Below are 22,937 nucleotides of genomic sequence, written 5' to 3'. Positions count from 1 at the left end.
ATGGAAACCCGAGCCCATCATGTATTGATCGGCCTGTTCACCGTCCTGGTAGTGGCCGGTGCCTTGCTGTTCGGTCTGTGGCTGGCCAAATCCAGCGTCGACAGCGAGTTCAAGGACTACGAGGTGGTCTTCAACGAGGCGGTCAGCGGCCTGTCCAAAGGCAGCGCGGTGCAGTACAGCGGGATCAAGGTTGGCGATGTGGTGAGCCTGCGCCTGGACCCCAAGGACCCGCGCCGGGTCCTGGCACGCATCCGCCTGGGCGGCGAGACCCCGATCAAGGAAGACACCCAGGCCAAGCTGGCCCTGACCGGCATCACCGGTACCTCGATCATCCAGCTCAGTGGCGGTACACCACAAAGCCCTGAATTGCGGGGCAAGGACGGCAAGTTGCCGGTGATTGTCGCCTCGCCATCGCCTATCGCGCGCCTGCTGAACAACAGCGACGACGTGATGAGCAGCATTAACCGCCTGCTGTACAACGCCAACCAGATGCTCTCGCCGGAGAACGTCGACCGCCTCGGCAAGACCCTGGCCAACCTGGAGCAAACCACCGGGGCCATTGCCGAGCAGCGGGGCGATATCCGCCAAGCCATGCAACAACTGTCGGCCATCGGCAAACAGGCCACCGCCACCCTGGAACAGACCACCGCGCTGATGCGCAACGCCAACGGCCTGCTCAACGACCAGGGCAAGCAGATGTTCGGCAGCGCCGGACAAGCGATGAAGTCCCTGGAGCAAAGCACGGCAACCATCAATACGCTGCTGACGAGCAATCAGGACGCCCTGAGCAACGGCATGCAGGGTCTCAACGGCCTGGCGCCGGCCGTGCGCGAACTACGCGATACCCTGAGCTCGCTGCGGGCCATCTCTCGTCGCCTGGAGTCCAACCCTAGCGGTTACCTGCTCGGCAGCGACACGGACAAGGAGTTCACACCATGAAGCGCGTCTACCGCCCATTCGCCCACGGGGCCCTGCTGGCAAGCCTGGCCCTGGCCAGCGCCTGCTCGATTCTGCCCAAGGCCGAGCCGCAGGATGTGTATCGCCTGCCTGCAACCCAAGGCCCGGCAACCACGACGCGAGCCACTCCTGTGACATGGTCGCTGCGTCTGGCCAAGCCGCAAGCGGGCGATGTGCTTAACAGCGCGAAAATCGCAGTGATCCCCCAAGGCGACCTGATCAGCAGCTACAAGGCCTCGCGCTGGAGCGATCCCACCCCGATCCTGTTGCGCAACCGCCTGCTTGATGGCTTCGCCGAGGATGGCCGGGTGCGCCTGCTGAGCACCGATGACAGCAACCTGCAGACTGACCTGGAACTGGCTGGCAACCTGCAGGCGTTCCAGAGTGAGTACCAGGGCAATGGCGTGCAGGTGGTGATTCGCCTGGATGCCCTGCTGGTGCGCGGCAGCGATCAGCGCATCCTCGCCAGCAAGCGCTTTGAAGTGCGCCAGTCGGTGAGTGACGTCAAGGTGCCAGGCGTGGTCACCGGGTTTGGCCAGGCCGGCGATACGCTGACCCGGCAAGTGGTTGCCTGGACGGTGGAGCAGGGACAGAGGCACGCTCCCAAACCCGCAGCAGCATCCTTGTAGCAGCTGTCGAGCCCGCGAGGCTGCGTTCGGCTGCGAAGCAGACGCCAAGGACCCACGCCAACCCGGCGAGGACTGCGTCCTCGAACGCAGCCTCGCGGGCTCGGCAGCTGCTACAGGTTGGCACGTTCAACTGTGGAGCGAGCGCCCGCTTGCGGCTTGCTCGCGAAAGTCGTCAACGATAATGGGTTCAGCCAAAGAACCAGTAGCAGACCGCGATTGCCGCCAGCACCCCGGCCAGTTCCGCCAACAGCGCACACCCCACGGCGTGCCGGGCACGCTGGATACCCACCGCACCGAAGTACACCGCCAACACATAGAAGGTCGTTTCGGTGCTGCCCTGAATGGTCGCGGCCACCAGCGCCGGGAAGCTGTCGACGCCGGAGGTCTGCATGGTTTCGATCAGCATCGCCCGCGCGGCACTGCCCGAGAACGGCTTGACCATCGCGGTCGGCAAGGCGTCGACAAAGCGCGTGTCCCAGCCCGCCCACTCCACCAGATGGCGAATGCCGTCCAGGCCGAAGTCCAGCGCCCCGGAAGCCCGCAATACGCCTACCGCACACAGCATGGCCACCAGGTAGGGCAACAGGTTCTTGGCCACATCGAAGCCTTCCTTGGCGCCTTCGACGAATGCTTCATACACCTTGACCTTGCGCAGCGCGCCAATCACCAGAAACAGCATGATCAGGCCGAACAGCGTCAGGTTGCCGAGGATCGAGGACAACCCCGCCAGCGCGGTGGCTGAGAGCGTCGCCAGCAGGGCCATGAAACCACCCAGGACCAACGCACCGGGAATCAGGTAGGCAAGCACCACCGGGTCCCACAGGCGCAGGCGCTGCATGAACGCCACCGACAGCAGCCCGACCAGCGTCGAACAGCTGGTGGCCAGCAGGATCGGCAGGAACACCAGGGTCGGGTCCGGCGCGCCTTGCTGGGCGCGATACATGAAGATCGTCACCGGCAGCAACGTCAACGACGAGGCGTTGAGCACCAGGAACAGGATCTGCGCATTGCTCGCCACCGTTGCACTGGGGTTGAGCTCTTGCAGTGCCTTCATCGCCTTGAGGCCGATCGGCGTCGCCGCGTTATCCAGGCCCAAGCCGTTGGCCGCGAAGTTGAGGGTGATCAGGCCGATGGCTGGATGGCCCGCTGGCACTTCCGGCATCAGGCGCAGGAACAGCGGACCCAGGGCCTTGGCCAACCACTCGACGATCCCGGCCTTTTCGGCGATCCGCAAAAAGCCCAGCCACAGGGTCAGGGTGCCGAACAGCAGTACCATCACCTCGACCGACAGTTTGGCCATGGCGAAAATGCTTTCCACCATCGCCGCGAAGATCCCGGCATTGCCGCCGATCAGCCACTGCGCCAATGCCGAAATGGCCGCCACGATGAAAAAGCCAAGCCACAGGCCGTTGAGCATCAGTCAAATCCCCCAGAAGATGCGGCGAATGATAGCGGGGTGGGCAGAAACGACAAACCCCGGATTTCTCCGGGGTTTGTCTGGGATCTAGGAGCAGCTGGCGCCAGCTTGCGGCGCCAGCTCCTACAAGAGTCGCATTTAGTGGTTGGTCGTCTCACCAGCCGGCAGCTTGTCCTTGCTGCGCCAGTGCGGCAGGGAGTTCCAGTAACGCTGGCCCTTGGCATCGTCGTACATGCCTTCCCAACGAGAGATGACCAGTACGGCCAGGGCATTGCCGATCACGTTCAGAGCGGTACGCGCCATGTCCATGATGCGGTCGACACCGGCGATGAACGCCAGGCCTTCCAGCGGAATACCAACGCTGCCCAGGGTGGCCAGCAGGACCACGAAGGACACGCCCGGCACGCCGGCGATACCTTTGGAGGTGACCATCAGGGTCAGGACCAGCAGCAACTGCTGACTGATCGACAGGTCGATACCGTACAACTGGGCAATGAAGATTGCCGCGATGCTCTGGTACAGGGTCGAGCCGTCGAGGTTGAACGAGTAGCCAGTCGGTACCACAAAGCTGCAAACGGCTTTCGGCGCGCCGTAGGCTTCCATCTTCTCGATCACGCGCGGCAGCACGGTTTCCGAGCTCGCGGTGGAGTAGGCCAGCACCAGCTCATCCTTGAAGATGCGCATCAGCTTGATCACCGAGAAGCCGAACAGGCGAGCGATGATGCCCAGCACCACGAAGGCGAAGAAGGCGATGGCGAAGTAAACCAGGATCACCAGTTTGGCCAGCGGCAGCAGGGAGGCGAAGCCGAAGTTGGCCACGGTCACCGCGATCAGGGCAAACACACCGATCGGCGCGTAGTTCATGATCATGTGAGTGACCTTGAACATGCTTTCCGATACGCCCTGGAACATCTTCACCAGCGGTTCGCGCAGGTCCGACTGCAGGCTCGACAAGCCGAGACCGAACAGCACCGAGAAGAAGATGATCGGCAGCATCTCACCACGCGCCATGGCGGCAAAGATGTTCGATGGAATCAGGTTGAGGATGGTTTCGATGAACGCATGTTCATGCTGAACCTCGGCCGCCGTCGCCTGGTACTTGGAAATATCCACAGTACCCAGGGTGCTCATGTCGATGCCGGAGCCCGGATGGAACAGGTTGGCCAGCACCAGGCCCACGAGAATGGCGATGGTGGTGACGATTTCGAAGTAGATGATGGTCTTCAGACCAATGCGCCCGAGTTTCTTCGCATCACCCACGCCAGCAATGCCGACGATCAGCGAGGAGATCACGATCGGGATCACGATCATCTTGATCAGACGGATAAAGATATCGCCCGCTGGTTGCAGGACGTTACTGATCCACCAGGCTTTTTCAGCACTGAAGTGGTTGAGCAGTGCGCCGATTGCTATACCCAGGACCAGACCGATGAGGATCTGCCAGGCGAGGCTAAGCTTTGCCTTCTTCATATCATTACCCTTACTTGCGTTTGACTCGAGCAGATGCACGAACTGGAACACCCAATGGCGTAAAAGTTTGCGCACCTGCCCCCGTATAAGGTCACCCGGAGCGCGTATTTCGGCTCTCTGGCAGGCGAAAAAAGGCGCAACTATTCCGATGCAACGGGACCACGTCTAATGCCGTAAACGCCTACCCTATGCCGAATCGGCATGAGTTTTTTTTAGTAAAACGACCGTCCCAACCGGTTCGAATACGACATTTCGGCAGGCATAAGTGCCGTGAACCGGCCATTGCAGAGCAGGGTGGTTATTAATTGACCAGTCAATTACGTACAAAAATCAGCGATTTTCCCTACGCAACGCGTCGAAAAATGGTCAGAAAATAATCGCAAATTTCTCGATATACGGTCGCCAGGAAACACTGGGAAATGGTTTGGCAGAAAGGATTGTTGTCTGTGACCCGAGCAGAATAGCTCAAGCGCTCTAACTCAGTGTTTTGCCCACGTAAGCGCGCCGCCCGTTCCCCCAGTCGAGATTGACCGGCGAACGGGCGACGCTGCTTTGCCTGACCCGGCCCTTACGCAGGCACTCCCTGTACCCGTAGGTCACTCCGATCCTGCAACAATCAGAACGTCCCGGCCCCCTGGTCATACGCGCACCTTCCTCGGGTGGGCGTAAAGGAAAGAGACGCTATCGGGCTCTTTCGGTTTTCAATTCCTGTGCTCATCCAACGAACCCTGGCTTTGCCACCCGGCAACGGGGTGGCGCCAGTGCCTTCACGCAACCGCTCAGTGTCAGCCTCGACCGCGACGGCCGAAGAAGAAGGAAACAACAAACATCACCAGGAACACGACAAAGAGAATCTTGGCGATACCCGTGGCGGTGCCCGCGATACCACCGAAGCCCAGTACGGCAGCGACAATGGCAATGATCAAGAATGTGATTGCCCAGCTCAACATGATGACTCTCCTTACGCTTCGATTAGAGGTGCTGCGATTCCCGATGCATGGAGCCGGCACCAGGTCTGTTGCCTAGAACACCCAACGCTCCTGACGGGGCATGTCAAACCCAGGCTGGGCCTGGTCGACGTCCATCATGCGCAGGGGGGCCGCATCAGCCGTCTGGCTGCTGACGGCGCTGAAATGGGTCTGGGTGAAGTGTTGAGTCGGCGTAATCGCAGCATCGGGCTGCTGGCTGTGCTGCCAGAGCATGAATTGCTGGCCGCCGATCAAGGTGATCACCAGCGCAAGGACGGTGAACAGCCCTTGCTGGACATACAGTGGCGAAAGACGCAATTGGGCGGCACGTTGGCGATTCATCCTGAAACTCCTCCCACACTGGTGGTTATTATTGGTTTAGGGCGGACCTGCTTGAACGCCCTGGGCTATTCAGTACATTGCAGCCTGCATGCCATCTTTCCTGACAGAAATAAACTCAATAAAATCAAACACTTAGTCTTAATTAAAAATCCAAGCTGAACGCATCCTGCACGATGCACCGAGCACGGGTCGTGCGTTCTGCACGATTGATTTGCAGCCGAGGGAAAATTTTTGGAATGTATGAGGTGCCGCAGATGTCAGAAAAGGAGACAGGTGCGCTGCAGGACTCCGATTTTTCGCTAAAAATCGAGCTATTTCATATAGTTAGCGAAGTTGAGAGGGAATAACTCCCCGGCTTTGAGCAGAAGCGACCAGAATCAACCATGCAACTTGCCCGATTTCGTCGGGACTAACTAAGATCATTCATTTAAGGAGCGTAGGAAAAATGGAATCCGCCAACGAGCATCAAGGCCGCATTCTGCTGGTGGACGATGAGTCCGCCATCCTGCGCACCTTCCGCTACTGCCTTGAAGACGAAGGCTACAGCGTCGCCACCGCCAACAGCGCTGCCCAGGCCGATGTCCTGCTGCAACGCCAAGTCTTCGACCTGTGTTTCCTCGACTTGCGCCTGGGCGAGGACAACGGCCTCGACGTGCTGGCGCAAATGCGCATCCAGGCACCCTGGATGCGCGTGGTCATCGTCACCGCTCACTCGGCCGTGGACACCGCCGTCGACGCCATTCAAGCCGGCGCCGCCGACTACCTGGTAAAACCATGCAGCCCAGACCAACTACGCCTGGCCACCGCCAAGCAGCTTGAAGTGCGGCAGCTCTCGGCCCGCCTTGAAGCCCTTGAAGGTGAAATGCGCAAACCCAGCGACGGTTTGGATTCCCACAGCCCGGCCATGAAAGTGGTGCTCGAAACCGCCCGCCAGGTCGCTAGCACCGACGCCAATATCCTGATACTCGGCGAGTCCGGCACCGGTAAAGGCGAGTTGGCGCGAGCCATTCATGGCTGGAGCAAGCGCGCGAAAAAATCCTGCGTGACCATCAACTGCCCGTCACTGACCGCCGAGCTGATGGAAAGCGAGCTGTTCGGCCATAGTCGGGGGGCGTTCACCGGCGCCAGCGAAAGCACCCTCGGCCGGGTTAACCAGGCAGACGGCGGCACCCTGTTCCTCGACGAGATCGGCGACTTCCCCCTGACTTTGCAGCCCAAACTGCTGCGTTTTATTCAGGACAAGGAATATGAGCGGGTCGGCGACCCGGTTACCCGGCGCGCTGATGTACGAATCCTCGCGGCCACCAACCTCAACCTGGAAGACATGGTCCGCGACGGGCGCTTCCGTGAGGACCTGCTCTACCGCCTGAACGTCATCACCCTGCACCTGCCACCGCTACGTGAGCGCGCCGAGGACATCCTGACCCTGGCCGATCGCTTCCTGGCCCGCTTCGTCAAGGAGTACGCGCGCCCGGCCCGCGGCTTCAGTGACGAGGCACGCGAAGCGCTGCTGGGCTACCGCTGGCCCGGCAACATCCGCGAACTGCGAAACGTCGTGGAGCGGGCGAGCATCATCTGTCCGCAGGAGCGGGTCGAGATCAGTCATTTGGGGATGGCCGAACAGCCCACCAACAACGCCCCGCGCATCGGCGCCGCCTTGAGCCTGGATGAGCTGGAAAAAGCCCACATCGGCGCCGTACTTGCCAGCGCCGGCACCCTCGATCAAGCAGCCAAGACCCTGGGTATCGACGCCTCGACCCTGTACCGCAAACGCAAACAGTACAACCTGTGAGCGCCCCCCTATGAAACTGGCGATGAAGTTGCGCACCCGTCTGTTTCTGAGTATCTCGGCATTGATGACCGTGGCGCTGCTCGGGCTGGTGCTCGGGCTGGTCAGCGTGATGCAGATGGCGAGTAATCAGGAGGTGCTGATCCGCGACAACTTCATCACCCTGGACCTGGGCCTCAAGCTGCGCCAGACCTTGGGCGATCAATTGATGATCATGCTCAACCAGACCCCCGACCTGGCGGCGCTGGAAAACTCCGAGCGGCACTATTTCGAGTTGCTGGATCAAGGCATCACCCATGAAAACCGCCTGGACAACGGCCACCAAGGCTTCCAGCAAGCCCGGGATGATTATCTGTCCTTCCTCAAGGCCTTCAGCGAGTCCCAGAATCTTTCCGGCAGCCTGAGCGGCAACCAGGAACTGACCGACAAATTCAACGTCCTGCGCAATGGCCTGATCGGCGAACACAAACAAGCGCTGGAGAATATCAACAGCACCCAACGCAAAGACCGCGAACGTGCGTTGCTGGTGGCCGGCTCGCTGGGCCTCGTCGGGTTGGCGGTACTGATCATCGGCTTTATCACCGCCCATGGCATCGCCCGCCGTTTCGGCGCGCCGATCGAAGCGCTGGCCAAGGCCGCCGACAATATCGGCCAGGGTAATTTCGACGTCACCCTGCCACTGTCCCCTGCGGCGGAAATGAACCTGCTGACTCGCCGCTTCGGCATCATGGCCGAAGCCTTGCGCGAACATCAGGCCACCAACGTCGATGAACTGCTGGCCGGCCAGCAGCGCCTGCAGGCGGTACTCGACAGCATCGATGACGGCTTGCTGATGATCGATCGCCAGGGCCAGCTGGAACACATGAACCCGGTAGCACAACGCCAACTGGGCTGGGATGACGACCGCCTTGGCCTGGCCCTGGGTGTCGCGCTGCAACGCCCGGAACTCGACGAACAACTGCAGTTGGTATTGCGCGGCGGTTCACTGGAGCGCGCGCCGGATGACCTGAGCATCGAGGTCGACGGTGAATCGCGCCTGCTGACCTACAGCCTGACCCCGGTCAGCCATACCGAAGGCCATATCCTCGGGGCAGTGATGGTGCTGCACGACGTCACCGAACAGCGGGCCTTCGAACGGGTGCGCAGCGAATTCGTACTGCGCGCCTCCCATGAACTGCGTACACCGGTCACTGGCATGCACATGGCCTTCGGCCTGTTCCGCGAACGCGCGCATTTTGCCGAAGACTCCCGGGAAACCGACCTGCTCGACACCGTCAACGAAGAAATGCAGCGCCTGATGCAGCTGATCAACGACCTGCTGAATTTCTCGCGGTATCAGAACGGCCTGCAAAAACTCACCCTGGCCCCCTGCAACATTGATGACTTGCTGGAGCAGGCCCAGGGCCGCTTCCTTGAGCGAGCCCATGAGCAAGGCATCGAATTGCTGGTGGAAATCCAGACACCGCTGCCGCGCTTGCAAGCCGATCAGCCGCAACTGGAGCGGGTGTTGGACAACCTGATCGACAACGCCCTGCGCCATACCAGCGAAAAAGGCCAGATTCGCCTGCAGGCCCGGCGCCATGGCGAACGAGTGATTGTCAGCGTCGAAGACAATGGCGAAGGTATCGCCTATGGCCAGCAAGGCCGGATCTTCGAACCTTTTGTACAGGTCGGTCGCAAGAAAGGCGGCGCGGGGCTGGGCCTGGCGCTGTGCAAGGAAATCGTCCAGTTGCACGGCGGCCGCATGGGCGTCTACTCAAGACCGGGGCAAGGCACACAGTTTTATCTGGCGTTGCCGCTATAGCGTGCGTTCACGCCTCGTCATCAATCCGCCGTGGCGCCATGCGACGGCCGCGTGTCACCAGCTCAATCAACTGCATGGCGCTCAGGGCGTGGGCGAACAGCCAGCCCTGGCCATAGTTGACGCCTTCGCTGCTCAGGTACATGGCCTGGGCTTCGTGCTCGATGCCTTCGGCGATCACCTTGAGCTCCAGGGCATGGGCCATGCGGATGATATGGGGCGCGACGCCACTACTGGCCGCGTCATGACCTAGGGCATCGATGAAGGCCTTGTCGATTTTCAGGCAATCCACGGGCAGGGTTTGCAGATATGCCAGGCTGCAATAACCGGTGCCAAAGTCGTCGATCAACACTTGATGCCCGGCGTCGCGCAGGGCTTGCAGGTTTTCCCGGGCGACCACCACATCGATCAAGCCGCGTTCAGTGACCTCAAACGCGATCTGCCGGGCCGCCACCCGGTGCAAGGCCAGCAAGCGCGACATAACTTCGCCGATCCTCGGCACCATCACATCGCACGCCGCCAGGTTGACGGAGATGTACAGCTGCGGGTTGGCGCGCAGCAGTTGACCCAGTTGTTCCAACAGGCGCTGCAGGACGAAATCGGTGATTTGCCGGATCTGCCCGCTGTCTTCGGCCATGGGGATGAAGAGGTCGGGGCTGGTGAGGGTGCCGTCCGGTCGACGCCAGCGCAACAAGGCCTCGGCGCCCACGCAATTACGGCTACGTAGATCGAAGATCGGTTGATAGAGCACCTGCAACTCGCCGCGCTTGAGGGCGCCCTGCAGCTCGCCGCCCATGGACTGGCGCTGGCGGGCTAACAGAAACACCAGCGCACCAATACTCAAGCCCAGCATCAGGCTCGCCGGCACCAGCCACCACCACAAGGTCGGCAGGTGCATGGCGGTGCGTGGAGAAATCAGCACCAGCTGATATTCCGGGTTGTTGGTCGGCATGCGGTAGATCAGGCGGTTCTGGGTGATCTGCAACGGCTCATTGCTGAACGGCGACCAGGGCTCCGACGGTGGCCAGGCTTGCGGAGCCCCCAGGACCGGGATTGCCCGGGTGCCATGGTCGAGCACTACCAGCAGGCTGCTGCCGGGTGACAGGTCGACCATATCGGTCAAATGCCCGCGAGAGGTCGCCACCCGGAAACTGCCACGCCCCAGCATCAACGCCGCGCGGTTTTCATCGGGTTCGGTGGAGGTGTTGAGCCAATAACTGTAGGTCGGCCCCTTGATGTCAGGGGGGCGGATGGCCGAGAGGGCATCCTGGTGTGGACGGTTGGAGCAGAATTGGGTTTGGTCGATGTAGGCCGCTTCATAGACGAAGCGGTAGCTGAAACTGACCTGCTGCAGGGTGGTGAACATTTTCATGTCGCAGCCGCGCAATGGCTGGGCCTCGAGGTCGTCCAGGCCTTCGCGCAACTGCCCGAACAACTGCTCGAGACGTTCGAGAAAACGTTCGCCCTGGCTGTTCATCTGTTCGCTTTCGCGCAGTTGCACCTGACGCAAAGCCACGCCCAGGCTGCCGGCCAGCAGTAAAGCAACACTCAACGCAGCCGCCAGTATCGCCAAAGACCAAGGGCGATAAAACCAACTGCGCAGGGTCTCTCGTGCGGCGGCCATCATTGAACATCCAAAGGATTACCAATGAGTTATAGCTACTGATTGAGATTTAGCGCTGACCGTCGGGCGGGCGTCATTATTTTGTCTGATTTAACACCTGCAGGATCGCCGCACTCTGCGCATCGGGCGTACCGTCGAACAGCGTCGGGCGAAAGCGCATCTGGAAAGCCGCCAGGACGTGCCGGGTGGCGACATCCAGCTCGCCGGTCTGCGGCGTGGTGTAGCCCAGGTGCGACAACTGTTCCTGGAACCAACCGATACTTGGCAACTGGGCAGCAAACTGCGCTTGCTGGCGCGCCACCGCCTGTTCATTGGGCCACAGCGCAACCCCGGCCTCGGCCAGGCGCTTCCATGGGAACAGCGGACCCGGATCGAGCTTGCGCAGCGGCGCTATGTCACTATGACCGATCACCTGCCGCGGGCTGATGCCATTGCGCTTGTTGATGTCCTTGAGCAGGAGGATCAGCGATTGCACCTGGGCTTCGCTGTAGGGATACCAGACGCGCCCAGTCGGCGTATCGGTGAACCCCGGGTTGACGATCTCGATGCCGATCGAGCTGGAGTTCAGCCAGGTGCGCCCTTGCCATTCGCTTTCCCCGGCATGCCAGGCGCGCCGATTCTCATCCACCAGCTTGTAGATGGTTGCGTTCTTGTCATCGCCCACCAGGTAATGGCTGCTGACTTCGCCACGGGTCAACAACGCCAACGAGCGCTCCAGCGAAGCGGAGGTGTAATGCACGACCACGAACTGGATCCGGTTGTCTTGATTGACCGAGGGATGGCTGGTATCGATACGCGGACCGCTGGCGCAACCGGCCAGGACTAGGAGGGATACAAGCAGGGCGATGAATTTCATGAGGAGGGCAGTACTCTGCGGACAATAATGCAACAAGCGTAACGTACCGCCCGATTCCAGACCGGCAAAAGCCCGTCATTTAAACAAAATGGGACAAATGCCCTCAGCCTGCCTCGACACGGTTGCGGCCGGCATTTTTGGCCCGGTACAGCGCCTGATCGGCTTTTTTGAGTACCAGATCGCTGTGTTCTCCCGCCTTGAACGCCGACACGCCGATGGACGCCGTGATGGTCACTGGCTCACCCTTGAAATGAAACGGGCAGGCTTCAATTGCGGCGCGCAAACTTTCCAGCAACTTGACCCCCGCTACCAGCGCGGTTGCAGGCATCAGCAGGACAAACTCTTCACCGCCAAAGCGGGCGATGAAATCCGTACCGCGCAGGCGTTTGCGCAACACCGTGGCGATGATTTTCAGCACCTTGTCGCCGGCCAGGTGGCCGTAGTTATCGTTGATGTGCTTGAAATGGTCGAGATCGAGCATCGCCAGCAACAAGGTATTGCCGTGTTGCTGCCATTGGCCGACTTCATGCTCCAGGCGCTCGCTCCAGGCCGCGCGATTGGGCAAGCCGGTCAATGGGTCGACCAGGGCTTTCTGGCGTTGTTCTTCGAGGTGCTCGCGATATCCCTGGGCTTCCTGTTCCATGCTGGCCACCCGCGCGGCCAGGCCCTGCAGGCGCGCCGCGACTTCCTGCTCGCGCTCGTCACGTTGCTTCTGGTGCTGATCCATGGTGCTCAGCAAACCTTCAAGGTGGTTCTCCAGCACGTGCTTGAGCCCCTCGAGGTCAGCAGCCTCCTGCATGCTGCTCTGCAAGCCGTCGACCTGTTCACGGATCTGCGTATCCAGCTCCCGCGCCGCCGAGCGGTTGTCGGCGTGGCCTGCGCTGGCCGCCTGCAGGTTGCTCTGAAACGACTCCAGGCGCTCGTTGAGCTGCTTGAGGTAGACCTCGAACTCATGCTGGCCACTGTCGGTGATCGCCAGCATCAACACCGCCAGATCATCGAGGATCGGCAGCAGTTCGTACCAGTTCAGGCCGTTTTTCAGGCGCTCGCGCATGGCTTCGGCTTGCGGTCGATGGCGTTCGGGCAAGGACAGGTCGTCCAACAGCCCCAACAGCGTGCTTTCTATGTGCTTGGCCACCGAGCTATAGGATGGTTCTGGCGAATCCGGCAGCGCGTAGAACAGCTCCGGCTCGCCCGGCTGCGGTTCCTGCTCGGCAAGAACGTCTGTCAGGGCAGGGGCTGTAGGCAATTCGTCCGCTGGCGCCGGGGGCGCTTCGTCGTCCGGTTGCGCGTCAGCAGTTGCGCATTCGGCAACCGGCTCCGGCAGCGGGGCGAGGACAGGTTCCTGCAGCGACTCCACGTCAGTCTCGACCTCAAGCTGGACCTGAGGCGCCACTGTTGCTGGGGCGACTACCGCCGGAGCGGCTGATGACGGCGTCTCTATCAACAGCTCAGGGGCTGCTGGCGCAGCGTGTGTCGCAACGGCCGGCAGCAAATCCAGCTCCTGATCGCGAGCACCGAACAGACGTTGCAACAACCCCGGGCGATTGAGCTCCGCGGGATTGTCGAGAAGGTTCAGCGCCTGGCCTTGCAAGCCGCTGTACTCACCCAACAGCAGCGGTATCTCGCGGGCATGGCCGACGCGCCCATCCAGTTGCTTGGCAAAGGTCTTGAGCGGCCGGCTGACCTCGCGGGGCAGGGGCAAGCGCTGCAGTTGCCGGACCAGCTCGGACAACGCCGTGCCGATTTGATCGACCCGGGTCTCGCGCCGCTGCTCGGAGTCGAGTACGGCTTTTTCCAGGCGCGGCAGCAGGGCGGCCAGGCCTGCATCCATGTCGTCGGTGCGGATGACTTCGCGCATTTCCTTCATGCACTGGTCAACCGCGCGGTCTGTGCCTTCTGCCGCCAGCGTGCTGCGCACCAGGCCACGACGCAGCAAGTCGAGGCGGGCATCCCAACGACGTTCGAGTTTTTCCTGTTGTTCGATGCTTTTGAGGTACTTCTCTTTCCAGCGGTTGGCTTCGTCGCTCATTCAGGGGTTCCGCGAGGGGCAGGACTCAACGCGGGCAATGCATCAGCCGTGAGCGAACCCGGCAGACGAATCTCTACCGCGACCGGCAGGTGATCGGAAATCGGTTGCGCCAGCACTTCGACCCGTTCGAGGGTCAGCGACGGGCTGAGTAGAATGTGGTCCAGGCAGCGTTGCGGACGCCAACTGGGGAAGGTCGCCTCGACTTGGGGCGCGAGCAGGCCCAGATCACGCAGGGGCGAGCTTTGCAGCAGGTCACTGGCGTGGGTATTCATGTCGCCCATGAGCACCTGGTGCTTATAGTCGCCGATCAGGTCGCGTATGTACGCCAGTTGCAGGGTCCTGACCCGGGCGCCCAGTGCCAGGTGCATCATCACCACCACCAGCGCCTCTGGCCCTTCGCCAAACCGCACCAGAATCGCACCGCGCCCCTTGGGCCCGGGCAATGGGTGATCTTCGATCACCCACGGACGTAGACGGCTAAGCACGCCATTGCTGTGCTGGCCGAGCCGACCGAGGTTGCGGTTGAGCTGTTGGTACCAGTAGGGGAAGGCGCCGAGCTGGGCCAGGTGTTCGACCTGGTTGACGTAGCCTGAACGCAGGCTGCCGCCATCGGCTTCCTGCAACGCGACCAGGTCATAGTCGCCCAGCAGGTTGCCAATCTTCTGCAGATTGTCGGCACGCCCGGTGTGTGGCAGCAGATGCTGCCAGCCCCGGGTCAGGTAATGCCGATAACGCTCGGTACTGATACCGACCTGGATGTTGAAGCTGAGTAGGCGCAGGCGGCTGTCTGCGGGCAAGCCCGAGGGCTCCAGGTGGTGCTCGTTGACCCGCGGATCATGCCGGCCAACGATGCGTTCAGTACTCCAGCGGCGCATGGCGTGCGCCGCTTACTTAGCGGCGCGCTCCTTGGCGATCAGCTGATCAGCCACGCTCAGGGCGCCTTCCGGGCCACCGGCGGTGCCGAGGTCAAAGCGGTACTTGCCATTGACGACCATGGTCGGTACGCCGGAGATCTGGTAGGCCTGGGCCTTTTTCTTGGCGTCCTCGACCTTGCCTTTGACGGCGAACGAATTGAAGGTGCTGAGGAACTTGTCCTTGTCGACGCCTTCGCCGACCAGGAACTCGGCCATTTCTTCCGGGGTCGCGAGTTTCTTGCCGCTGTGGATCGCTTCGAACACGGCCTTGTGGACCTTGTGCTCCACACCCATGGCTTCCAGGGTGATGAACATTTGGCCGTGGACGTTCCAGATACCGCCGAACATGGCCGGAATACGCACGAAGTTCACGTCGGCAGGCAGTTTCTCGGCCCATGGGTTGATGGTCGGCTCGAATGCATAGCAATGCGGGCAGCCATACCAGAACAGTTCCACCACTTCGATCTTGCCAGGCACCGCCACCGGAACGGCGTTGCTCAGTTCGACATATTGTTTACCGGCTTCAAGCGGTTCAGCAGCCTGGGCGGTCATGCCGAACAGGCTGGCGGTGACGAGTGCGGCGCTGAGAATCAGATTACGCATGCTTTGCTCCTGGACACATTGGCTCGCCTCGCGCGACCTGCGGTCTGGCAGGTCATGGCGGGCATCAGTTTTCTAGTGTAACGGCAGCGGCCACAAAAAAGGGCGGCCTAGGCCACCCTTTTTATGCTTGCATCGAAGGATTAATCGAGCGTTAACGTCGCGCGGGGACGATACCTCGCGCAGCGTCCGCTCAACCGGCCTTAGTGCAGGCCCTGGATGTAGTTGGACACGGCTTCGATGTCCTTGTTGCTCAGCTTCGCTGCAACACTTTGCATGATTTTCGCGTCACCGTCGTTGGTACGGTTACCTTCACGGAAATCGGTCAGTTGCTTGGCGGTGTATTGCGCATGCTGACCACCCAGGTGCGGGAAGGCCGCTGCTGCGTTGCCAGCGCCGTTAGGCGAGTGGCAACCGGTGCAGGAAGGCATGCCCTGGTCCAGCTTGCCGCCGCGGAACAACTCTTCACCGCGAGCCACGACTTTCGGATCCGCTGCGCCGACGCTGCCTTTCTGGCTGGCGAAGTAGGCAGAAATATCTGCCAGGTCCTGATCACTCAGGTTGGTCAGCAGGCCGGTCATTTCCAGAACGGTGCGCTTGCCCGACTTGATGTCGTGCAGTTGCTTGTTCAGGTAACGCTCACCCTGACCCGCCAGTTTTGGAAAATTTGGCGCCATGCTGTTGCCATCCGGGCCATGGCAAGCGCCACATACTGCGGCTTTCGCCTGACCAGCAGTCGCATCACCTGCAGCATGGGCAATGCCGGAGATCCCCACGGTCAACAGCAGACTCACGATCAATTTGTTCATCAGCTAATCCAACTACGGCTAAGGGTTAAAGAGTTATGGACCGGGATCACTCGCTCATCCACTGGATGATGGCCTGGTAATCCTCGGCACTGCAGTCCATGCACAAACCACGCGGCGGCATCGCCTTGAAACCCTGGGTCACGTGTTGCACCAGCGTCTCCATACCTTGCGCCAGTCTTGGCGTCCATGCCTGCTGGTCGCCCTTTCGAGGCGCCATTGGCAGTTGGCCGGAATGACAGGCTCCACAAACACGGTTGTACACAGCTTCCGGATCCTGTGTAGCCTGCGCGCCATATAGCGGCATCAAGACACCGGCAGCTAGCAGCCATTTCGTCATAAACGACCTTTTCAGGGTTGAGAGCGTGCTGCGTTCTAATGCGCAATCAAGGTCAATCGCTCTCGTGAACTTCATCCTACGCTGGGACAAAGCGCACACAAAATCTGCGGCATTATATACTGGCGTCACTGAAACGGAAACGACGCTGCTCTTTGCGACCATTCTCGGCACCGCCCACATCGGAAATCCCATGCAACTCAAGAACCCCATCCTCGGTCTGTGCCAACAGTCCACCTTCATGCTCAGCGCTGCCAAAGTCGATCAATGCCCCGACGACGAAGGCTTCGAAGTGGCGTTCGCCGGGCGGTCCAACGCCGGTAAATCCAGTGCGCTGAACACCCTGACCCACGCCAGCCTCGCGCGCACCTCCAAGACGCCAGGGCGCACACAGCTGTTGAACTTCTTCAAGCTAGACGAAGAACGGCGTCTGGTCGACCTTCCTGGCTACGGCTACGCAAAAGTCCCGATCCCACTGAAGCAGCACTGGCAGCGCCACCTGGAAGCCTACCTGGGCAGCCGTGAGAGCCTGAAGGGTCTGATCCTGATGATGGACATCCGTCATCCAATGACCGACTTCGACCTGCTGATGCTCGATTGGGCCGTGGCCAGCGGCATGCCGATGCACATTCTGCTGACCAAAGCCGACAAGCTGACCTACGGTGCAGCGAAAAACACCCTGCTCAAGGTCCAGGCGGAAATCCGCAAAGGCTGGGGCGAAGCCGTGACCATCCAGCTGTTCTCGGCCCCCAAACGCTTGGGTCTGGAAGACGCCTACACTGTTTTGGCGGACTGGATGGAGCTTGCGGACAAGGGCGCCGAGGCGACCGAGTAAAAATCGCAGGCAAAAAAAACCCCGAATTTCATATGGGGAGGGAGAAATTCGGGGTTTAAGCTTCTGGACCGCTAGGGCGGGGTCCAGATATCTGCCAACACTTAACACAACATAGGAGCATCGAAGGGCTTCACCACCCATTCAGTAACTCTGAGTGGTGTTTCACGGGTTTAGTTCCTGACGGCGACAAAATCGATTAGCAATAAGCCCAAGATTTTTTCGACCTAAGCGCCTTGAACCCCGCAATTGCCGCGACACTATGCCGCGGCGCTCCCCGCAAAAAATCGCGAAAAAACGGCTCAGTGAGCCTCATCCCAGTTGTTGCCAACGCCGACTTCCACCAAAAGTGGCACATCGAGGGTGGCCGCAGCGCTCATGTGCTGGCGAATTTCTTCGCGCACTTGATCGACCAGGTCCTCGCGAACTTCCAGCACCAGTTCATCGTGTACCTGCAGGATCACCCGGGCGTCCAGCCCAGAACTCTCAAGCCAGTTATCCACAGCCACCATGGCCTTCTTGATGATGTCCGCCGCCGTACCTTGCATCGGTGCGTTGATCGCGGTGCGTTCGGCACCGGCGCGCTCCTGCGGCTTATTGGAGTTGATCTCCGGCAGGTACAGCCGGCGACCGAACAGAGTCTCGACATAGCCCTGTTCCGCCGCCTGGGCGCGGGTGCGATCCATGTATTCACGCACGCCCGGGTAGCGTGCGAAATAGGTGTCGATATAAGCCTTGGCAGTCTTGGTGTCGACGCCGATGTCCTTGCCCAGCTTCTGTGCACCCATGCCGTAGATCAGGCCGAAGTTGATGGCCTTGGCGCCGCGGCGCTGCTCGGTGGTGACATCCGCCAGCTCCACCCGGAACACTTCCGCAGCCGTGGCGGTGTGCACGTCCAGGTTGTTGCGAAAGGCATTGAGCAGGCCTTCATCGCGGGACAGGTGGGCCATGATCCGCAGCTCGATCTGCGAATAGTCCGCCGCCAGCAGTTTGTAGCCGCTCGGCGCAATGAAGGCCTGACGGATGCGCCGGCCTTCGGCGGTGCGCACCGGGATGTTCTGCAGGTTCGGATCACTGGAGGACAGCCGCCCGGTAGATGCCACCGCCTGGTGATAGGAGGTGTGGATACGGCCGGTACGGGGGTTGATCTGCTCAGGCAGTCGGTCGGTGTAGGTACTTTTCAGCTTGCTCATCGAGCGGTACTGCATCAGTACCTTGGGCAGTTGGTAGTCCTCTTCCGCGAGCTTGGCCAGTACCTCTTCGGCGGTGGACGGCTGGCCCTTGGCAGTCTTCTTCAACACCGGGTAGCCGAGTTTTTCGTAAAGAATCACTCCAAGCTGCTTGGGAGAGCCGAGGTTGAATTCCTCACCGGCAATCTCGAAGGCTTCACGCTCCAGCGCCACCAGCTTGTTGCCCAACTCGACGCTCTGTTCACCCAGCAGCTTGTCATCCACCAGCGCGCCCTGACGCTCGATCCGCGCCAGCACGGGCACCAACGGCATCTCGATATCGCTCAGGACACTGGCCAGGCTCGGGATGGCCGCCAGTTTTTCGTGCAGGGTCTGGTGCAGACGCAAGGTCACGTCGGCATCTTCGGCGGCATAAGGACCAGCCTGCTCCAAGGCGATCTGATCGAAGGTCAGTTGCTTGACGCCCTTGCCGGCGATGTCCTGGAAGCTGACGGTGGTGTGATCCAGGTACTTCTGCGCCAGGCTGTCCATGTCATGGCGGGTGGCTACGGAGTTGAGTACGTAGGACTCAAGCATGGTGTCGAAGGCAATCCCGCGCACGGTGATACCACACGCTTGATCGCCACCAATGGCGCAGTTGGCCAGGATATTCATGTCGAATTTGGCGTGCTGGCCGACCTTGAGCTTTGCAGGGTCTTCGAGCAGCGGCTTGAGCGCGCGCAAGACCGTGTCGCGATCCAACTGTTCCGGCACGCCGATGTAGGAATGAGTCAGCGGGATGTAGGCCGCTTCGTTGGCCTGCACCGCGAAGGACAGACCCACCAATTGCGCCTGCTGGGCGTCAACGCCGGTGGTCTCGGTATCGAAGGCGAACAGCTTGGCGTTGCTGAGTTTCTGCAGCCAGACCTCAAAACGCGCCTGATCGAGGATGGTTTCGTACTGCGCCTCAGCCGCCACGGGCTCTGCAACGGCTACGTCGGTCTCGACCGCGCTCAGCAGATCGGTCACAGGCTCGGGTTGGGCCGCTGCCGCCAGCTCGACGCGCTTGGCATCGCGCTGCAACTCGTCGGACCAGCTCTTGAACTCGAGCAGGGCATACAGCTCGGCCAGTTTGTCGCGGTCCGGCTCGCGCAGGTGCAGGTCATCCAGGCCCACGTCCAGCGGTACGTCGACCTTGATGGTCGCCAGCTGGTAGGACAGGAACGCCATTTCCCGGTGCTCTTCGAGCTTGGCCGGCAGTGTCTTGGCGCCACGAATCGGCAGGCTCGGGACCATATCGAGCTGCGCATAGAGTTCGGTCAGACCGCCGTTCACCCCAACCAACAGGCCGGATGCGGTCTTGGGTCCAATCCCCGGAACCCCGGGAATGTTGTCGGAGGAGTCGCCCATCAGCGCCAGGTAGTCGATGATCTGCTCGGGAGCGACACCGAATTTCTCCTTCACGCCAGCCACGTCCATCGAACTACCGGTCATGGTATTGACCAAGGTAATGTGCCCGTCGACCAGTTGCGCCATGTCCTTGTCGCCAGTGGAAATCACCACCGGGCGGTCAGCGGCCGCGCTGCTGCGGGCCAGCGTACCGATCACATCGTCCGCCTCGACGCCTTCGACGCACAGCAGCGGGAAGCCGAGGGCGATCACGCTGGCGTGCAGGGGCTCGATCTGGACGCGCATGTCGTCAGGCATGCTCGGTCGGTTGGCCTTGTATTCGGCGTACATGTCGTCGCGAAAGGTCCCACCCTTGGCGTCGAACACGACGGCGAACGGGCTGTCCGGGTACTGCTTGCGCAGACTCTTGAGCATGTTCAGCACGCCCTTGACCGCTCCGGTCGGCAGGCCTTTGGAAGTGGTCAAAGGTGGCAGCGCGTGAAAGGCGCGGTACAGGTATGAAGAACCGTCCACCAGGACGAGGGGGGCTTGGCTCATGAGCAGGATCAACCTTTTCGGCGGGTCCGGCGCTAGAATAGCGGGACCGTTGACGACAAAGGGACAAGGTTATCATGCGCACACTCAATCGCCTGTTGCTGGCTGGCTTGTTTAGCTTCATTCCATTGGCTGCCATGGCGGCGGACGATGCACCGACTGCGGATCCGGAAGTCACTATCCGCACCGAAGGCGACAAGACCATCCAGGAGTACCGCCAGAACGGTTTCCTGTATGCGATCAAGGTCACCCCCAAGGGTGGCAAGCCGTACTTCCTGGTGCGCTCGGACGGTACGGATGCCAACTTTATTCGCTCGGATCAGCCCGATATGCTGATCCCGGCGTGGAAGATCTTTGAGTGGAAGTAGTTTCTTAACTTTAATCGGCGCTGGCTTGATCGCCGCGCCCGAACTGAGCAGTTTTTAACCATGTCTGTGTTCACCCCCCTGGCTCGGCCCGAGCTGGAAACCTTTCTCGCCCCTTATGGGCTTGGCCGCCTGCTTGATTTCCAGGGGATTGCCGCTGGTAGCGAAAACACCAATTTTTTCATCAGCCTGGAACAGGGCGAGTTCGTCCTGACCCTGGTCGAGCGCGGCCCAGTGCAGGAAATGCCGTTCTTCATCGAACTGCTGGACGTCCTGCACAACGCCAACCTGCCGGTGCCCTACGCCCTGCGCACCACCGACGGCATCGCCTTGCGCGAGCTGGCCGGCAAACCTGCGCTGTTGCAGCCGCGGCTGGCGGGCAAGCACATCAAGGTGGCCAACGCGCAGCACTGCGCGCAAGTCGGCGAGTTGCTGGCGCACCTGCATCTGGCGACCAAGGACCAGATGATCAAGCGCAAGACCGATCGCGGCCTGGACTGGATGCTCGATGAAGGCACGCAGTTGCTCTCGCACTTGGGCGACGAGTCGCGCCAACTGCTGCAACGCGCCCTGGACGAGATCAACGAGCAGAAGGTGAAGATTCTCGCCCTGCCACGGGCCAACATCCACGCCGACCTGTTCCGCGACAATGCGATGTTCGAAGGCACTCACCTGACCGGGCTGATCGACTTCTACAACGCCTGCTCCGGCCCGATGCTCTATGACGTGGCCATCGCCCTGAACGACTGGTGCTCGGACGACGATGGCCTGATCGACGGCCCACGCGCACGGGCCCTGCTCGGGGCCTATGCGGCGCTGCGCCCGTTCAGCGCTGCCGAGGCCGAACTGTGGCCGACCCTGCTGCGCGTGGCCTGCGTGCGGTTCTGGCTGTCACGCCTGATCGCTGCCGAATCCTTTGCCGGGCAAGACGTGCTGATTCACGATCCGATGGAATTCGAGCAGCGTCTGGCCCAGCGCCAGCAGGTCAGTACGCCGTTGCCGTTCGCGCTTTAAAAGCTTCGCGGGCAAGCCTCGCCCCTACGCAGAGCAATTCCTGCGCCTGTAGGAACAAGGCTCGCCCGCGATAGGATCGGCGCCTATCTCGGCGGTTACAGCGACTCCAGGCACCCTGCCAAGTCATTGCCCAGCTTATCCAACACCTGCTCATAACCCTGGGCAGTTGCTGGCGTATAGCCGCCGAGCGCATCCAGCTCGGCCAGCTTCACCGGCAAACCGGCCACCAGGGTCTCCGCTAGACGAGGGCGCAGTGGCGGTTCGCTGAACACGCAGGTCTTGCCGACGGTCTGCAGGCGCGCACGCATCGCCGCCACATGCTGGGCACCCGGCTGCACTTCGGCGGCCACGCTGAACACACCCGCATGCTTGAGACCGTAGGCCTCTTCGAAATAGTCGAACGCTTCATGGAACACGAAGTAAGGCTTGCCTTCAACCACCGCCAGGCGTGCTTTCAAACGCAGGTCCAGCGCATCGAGACGCTCATCGAAGGCTTTCAGGTTGCTTTGATAACGCGGGGCATTGGCCGGATCGGCAGCGCTCAGGTCAGTAGCGATTTTCGCCGCAATCACCCGCGCATTCACCGGCGATAGCCACAGATGGGCATCGAGGCTGCCGGGGCGATGATCGTGATCGTGCTCGTCGGTCTCTTCGGCGTGGGAGTGATTGTCCTCGGCAAAATGGCGCAGCTTCAGGCCCGGCAGCTCCTGCAGGGCCACCGATGGCAAGTTGCGACCCTTGAGGACTCGGGGCAGGAAACCTTCCATATCGGGGCCGATCCAGTACAGCAGGTCTGCCGACTGCACGCGCCGTACGTCGGAAGGTCGCAAGGCGTAGTTATGGGGTGAAGCGCCCGGCGGCAACAGGACTTCCGGCACACCGAGGCCGTCCTGCACCGCAGCAGCTATCAGCTGTACCGGCTTGATACTGGTCAGGACCCTGACTTCGGCGTGAGCGGCGTTGATCGTGAAGAAACTGGCAGCAAATGTGACAAGGATGGCAAAAAGTCTGGACACGATGACCACTCAAAGAGGCGAGAACGGGTAATATAATAACGTCTCTCACAAAATT

The 22,937-nt window shown here is 60.9% G+C and carries 20 protein-coding genes; 7 read left to right on the top strand and 13 right to left on the bottom strand.

What is annotated here, in order from left to right; all coding sequences use genetic code 11:
- Both ACIOVD_RS19150 and ACIOVD_RS19145 read left to right on the top strand, forming a co-directional pair.
- Positions 1–939 carry an MlaD family protein gene (locus ACIOVD_RS19150; RefSeq protein ID WP_159993005.1) on the top strand — a complete coding sequence of 313 codons (939 nt, stop codon included), beginning with the start codon at positions 1–3 and terminating at the stop codon, positions 937–939.
- Entirely contained in the window at positions 936–1,586 is a 651-nt protein-coding gene (locus ACIOVD_RS19145) for an ABC-type transport auxiliary lipoprotein family protein (protein ID WP_401129631.1), read from the top strand. Before ACIOVD_RS19150 ends, ACIOVD_RS19145 begins: the two co-directional genes overlap by 4 nt.
- A 187-nt stretch (positions 1,587–1,773) precedes the next feature.
- On the opposite strand, the gene ACIOVD_RS19140 is transcribed toward ACIOVD_RS19145, so the two are convergent.
- From ACIOVD_RS19140 to ACIOVD_RS19125, 4 genes are all read right to left on the bottom strand, one after another.
- Entirely contained in the window at positions 1,774–3,003 is a 1,230-nt protein-coding gene (locus ACIOVD_RS19140; protein ID WP_095165159.1) for a nucleoside recognition domain-containing protein, read from the bottom strand.
- A 138-nt stretch (positions 3,004–3,141) separates the two neighbouring features.
- Entirely contained in the window at positions 3,142–4,473 is a 1,332-nt protein-coding gene (gene gltP, locus ACIOVD_RS19135; protein WP_095165158.1) for a glutamate/aspartate:proton symporter GltP, read from the bottom strand.
- Positions 4,474–5,258: 785 nt separating this feature from the next.
- Positions 5,259–5,423, bottom strand: a complete 165-nt coding sequence (locus ACIOVD_RS19130; RefSeq protein ID WP_002555679.1) for a DUF1328 domain-containing protein — start codon at positions 5,421–5,423, stop codon at positions 5,259–5,261.
- 72 nt (positions 5,424–5,495) lie between these two features.
- Positions 5,496–5,783: a hypothetical protein gene (locus ACIOVD_RS19125; protein WP_095165157.1), complete on the bottom strand. Its 288-nt coding sequence runs from the start codon at positions 5,781–5,783 to the stop codon at positions 5,496–5,498.
- Between the two features lie 445 nt (positions 5,784–6,228).
- Here ACIOVD_RS19125 and algB point away from each other — a divergent pair, with 445 nt between their 5' ends.
- On the top strand, positions 6,229–7,575 hold the full coding sequence (algB, locus tag ACIOVD_RS19120) for a sigma-54-dependent response regulator transcription factor AlgB (RefSeq protein ID WP_095165156.1): 1,347 nt from the start codon (positions 6,229–6,231) through the stop codon (positions 7,573–7,575).
- Between the two features lie 10 nt (positions 7,576–7,585).
- Complete coding sequence (locus ACIOVD_RS19115; RefSeq protein WP_095165155.1) at positions 7,586–9,376, top strand: ATP-binding protein; 1,791 nt, start codon at positions 7,586–7,588, stop codon at positions 9,374–9,376.
- Positions 9,377–9,383: 7 nt separating this feature from the next.
- On the opposite strand, the gene ACIOVD_RS19110 is transcribed toward ACIOVD_RS19115, so the two are convergent.
- From ACIOVD_RS19110 to ACIOVD_RS19080, 7 genes are all read right to left on the bottom strand, one after another.
- A complete protein-coding gene (locus ACIOVD_RS19110) occupies positions 9,384–11,000 on the bottom strand; it encodes an EAL domain-containing protein (protein WP_401129623.1) in 1,617 nt (538 codons plus the stop codon).
- 73 nt (positions 11,001–11,073) lie between these two features.
- On the bottom strand, positions 11,074–11,853 hold the full coding sequence (locus ACIOVD_RS19105) for an N-acetylmuramoyl-L-alanine amidase (protein WP_401129621.1): 780 nt from the start codon (positions 11,851–11,853) through the stop codon (positions 11,074–11,076).
- Positions 11,854–11,956: 103 nt separating this feature from the next.
- On the bottom strand, positions 11,957–13,885 hold the full coding sequence (locus ACIOVD_RS19100) for a diguanylate cyclase (protein WP_401129619.1): 1,929 nt from the start codon (positions 13,883–13,885) through the stop codon (positions 11,957–11,959).
- The gene (locus ACIOVD_RS19095) at positions 13,882–14,760 is read right to left on the bottom strand and encodes an endonuclease/exonuclease/phosphatase family protein (protein ID WP_095165150.1); all 879 of its coding nucleotides are present in this window, start codon (positions 14,758–14,760) and stop codon (positions 13,882–13,884) included. Before ACIOVD_RS19095 ends, ACIOVD_RS19100 begins: the two co-directional genes overlap by 4 nt.
- 12 nt (positions 14,761–14,772) lie before the next feature.
- Complete coding sequence (locus ACIOVD_RS19090; RefSeq protein ID WP_095165208.1) at positions 14,773–15,402, bottom strand: thiol:disulfide interchange protein DsbA/DsbL; 630 nt, start codon at positions 15,400–15,402, stop codon at positions 14,773–14,775.
- Positions 15,403–15,602: 200 nt separating this feature from the next.
- Positions 15,603–16,208, bottom strand: a complete 606-nt coding sequence (locus ACIOVD_RS19085) for a cytochrome c4 (RefSeq protein WP_159992995.1) — start codon at positions 16,206–16,208, stop codon at positions 15,603–15,605.
- Positions 16,209–16,254: 46 nt separating this feature from the next.
- On the bottom strand, positions 16,255–16,545 hold the full coding sequence (locus ACIOVD_RS19080) for a cytochrome c5 family protein (RefSeq protein WP_095165206.1): 291 nt from the start codon (positions 16,543–16,545) through the stop codon (positions 16,255–16,257).
- A 190-nt stretch (positions 16,546–16,735) separates the two neighbouring features.
- Between ACIOVD_RS19080 and yihA the strand changes: the two genes are divergently transcribed.
- Positions 16,736–17,377, top strand: coding sequence for a ribosome biogenesis GTP-binding protein YihA/YsxC (gene yihA, locus ACIOVD_RS19075; RefSeq protein ID WP_095165147.1), 642 nt, complete (start codon positions 16,736–16,738; stop codon positions 17,375–17,377).
- A gap of 299 nt (positions 17,378–17,676) precedes the next feature.
- Here yihA and polA read toward each other — a convergent pair whose 3' ends face one another.
- The gene (gene polA / locus ACIOVD_RS19070) at positions 17,677–20,490 is read right to left on the bottom strand and encodes a DNA polymerase I (RefSeq protein ID WP_401129615.1); all 2,814 of its coding nucleotides are present in this window, start codon (positions 20,488–20,490) and stop codon (positions 17,677–17,679) included.
- A gap of 74 nt (positions 20,491–20,564) precedes the next feature.
- Here polA and ACIOVD_RS19065 point away from each other — a divergent pair, with 74 nt between their 5' ends.
- Positions 20,565–20,855 (top strand): DUF2782 domain-containing protein, encoded by a 291-nt coding sequence (locus tag ACIOVD_RS19065; RefSeq protein WP_095165145.1) that lies wholly within the window; start codon positions 20,565–20,567, stop codon positions 20,853–20,855.
- 60 nt (positions 20,856–20,915) lie between these two features.
- Positions 20,916–21,866, top strand: a complete 951-nt coding sequence (locus ACIOVD_RS19060) for a homoserine kinase (RefSeq protein ID WP_401129613.1) — start codon at positions 20,916–20,918, stop codon at positions 21,864–21,866.
- A 95-nt stretch (positions 21,867–21,961) separates the two neighbouring features.
- On the opposite strand, the gene ACIOVD_RS19055 is transcribed toward ACIOVD_RS19060, so the two are convergent.
- The gene (locus tag ACIOVD_RS19055) at positions 21,962–22,891 is read right to left on the bottom strand and encodes a zinc ABC transporter substrate-binding protein (RefSeq protein ID WP_401129611.1); all 930 of its coding nucleotides are present in this window, start codon (positions 22,889–22,891) and stop codon (positions 21,962–21,964) included.
- Positions 22,892–22,937 lie beyond the last annotated feature (46 nt).

Source organism: Pseudomonas sp. NPDC087626 (genome assembly GCF_044743405.1).
Lineage (GTDB): Bacteria > Pseudomonadota > Gammaproteobacteria > Pseudomonadales > Pseudomonadaceae > Aquipseudomonas.
This window is presented reverse-complemented; position numbering and strand designations above follow the sequence as displayed.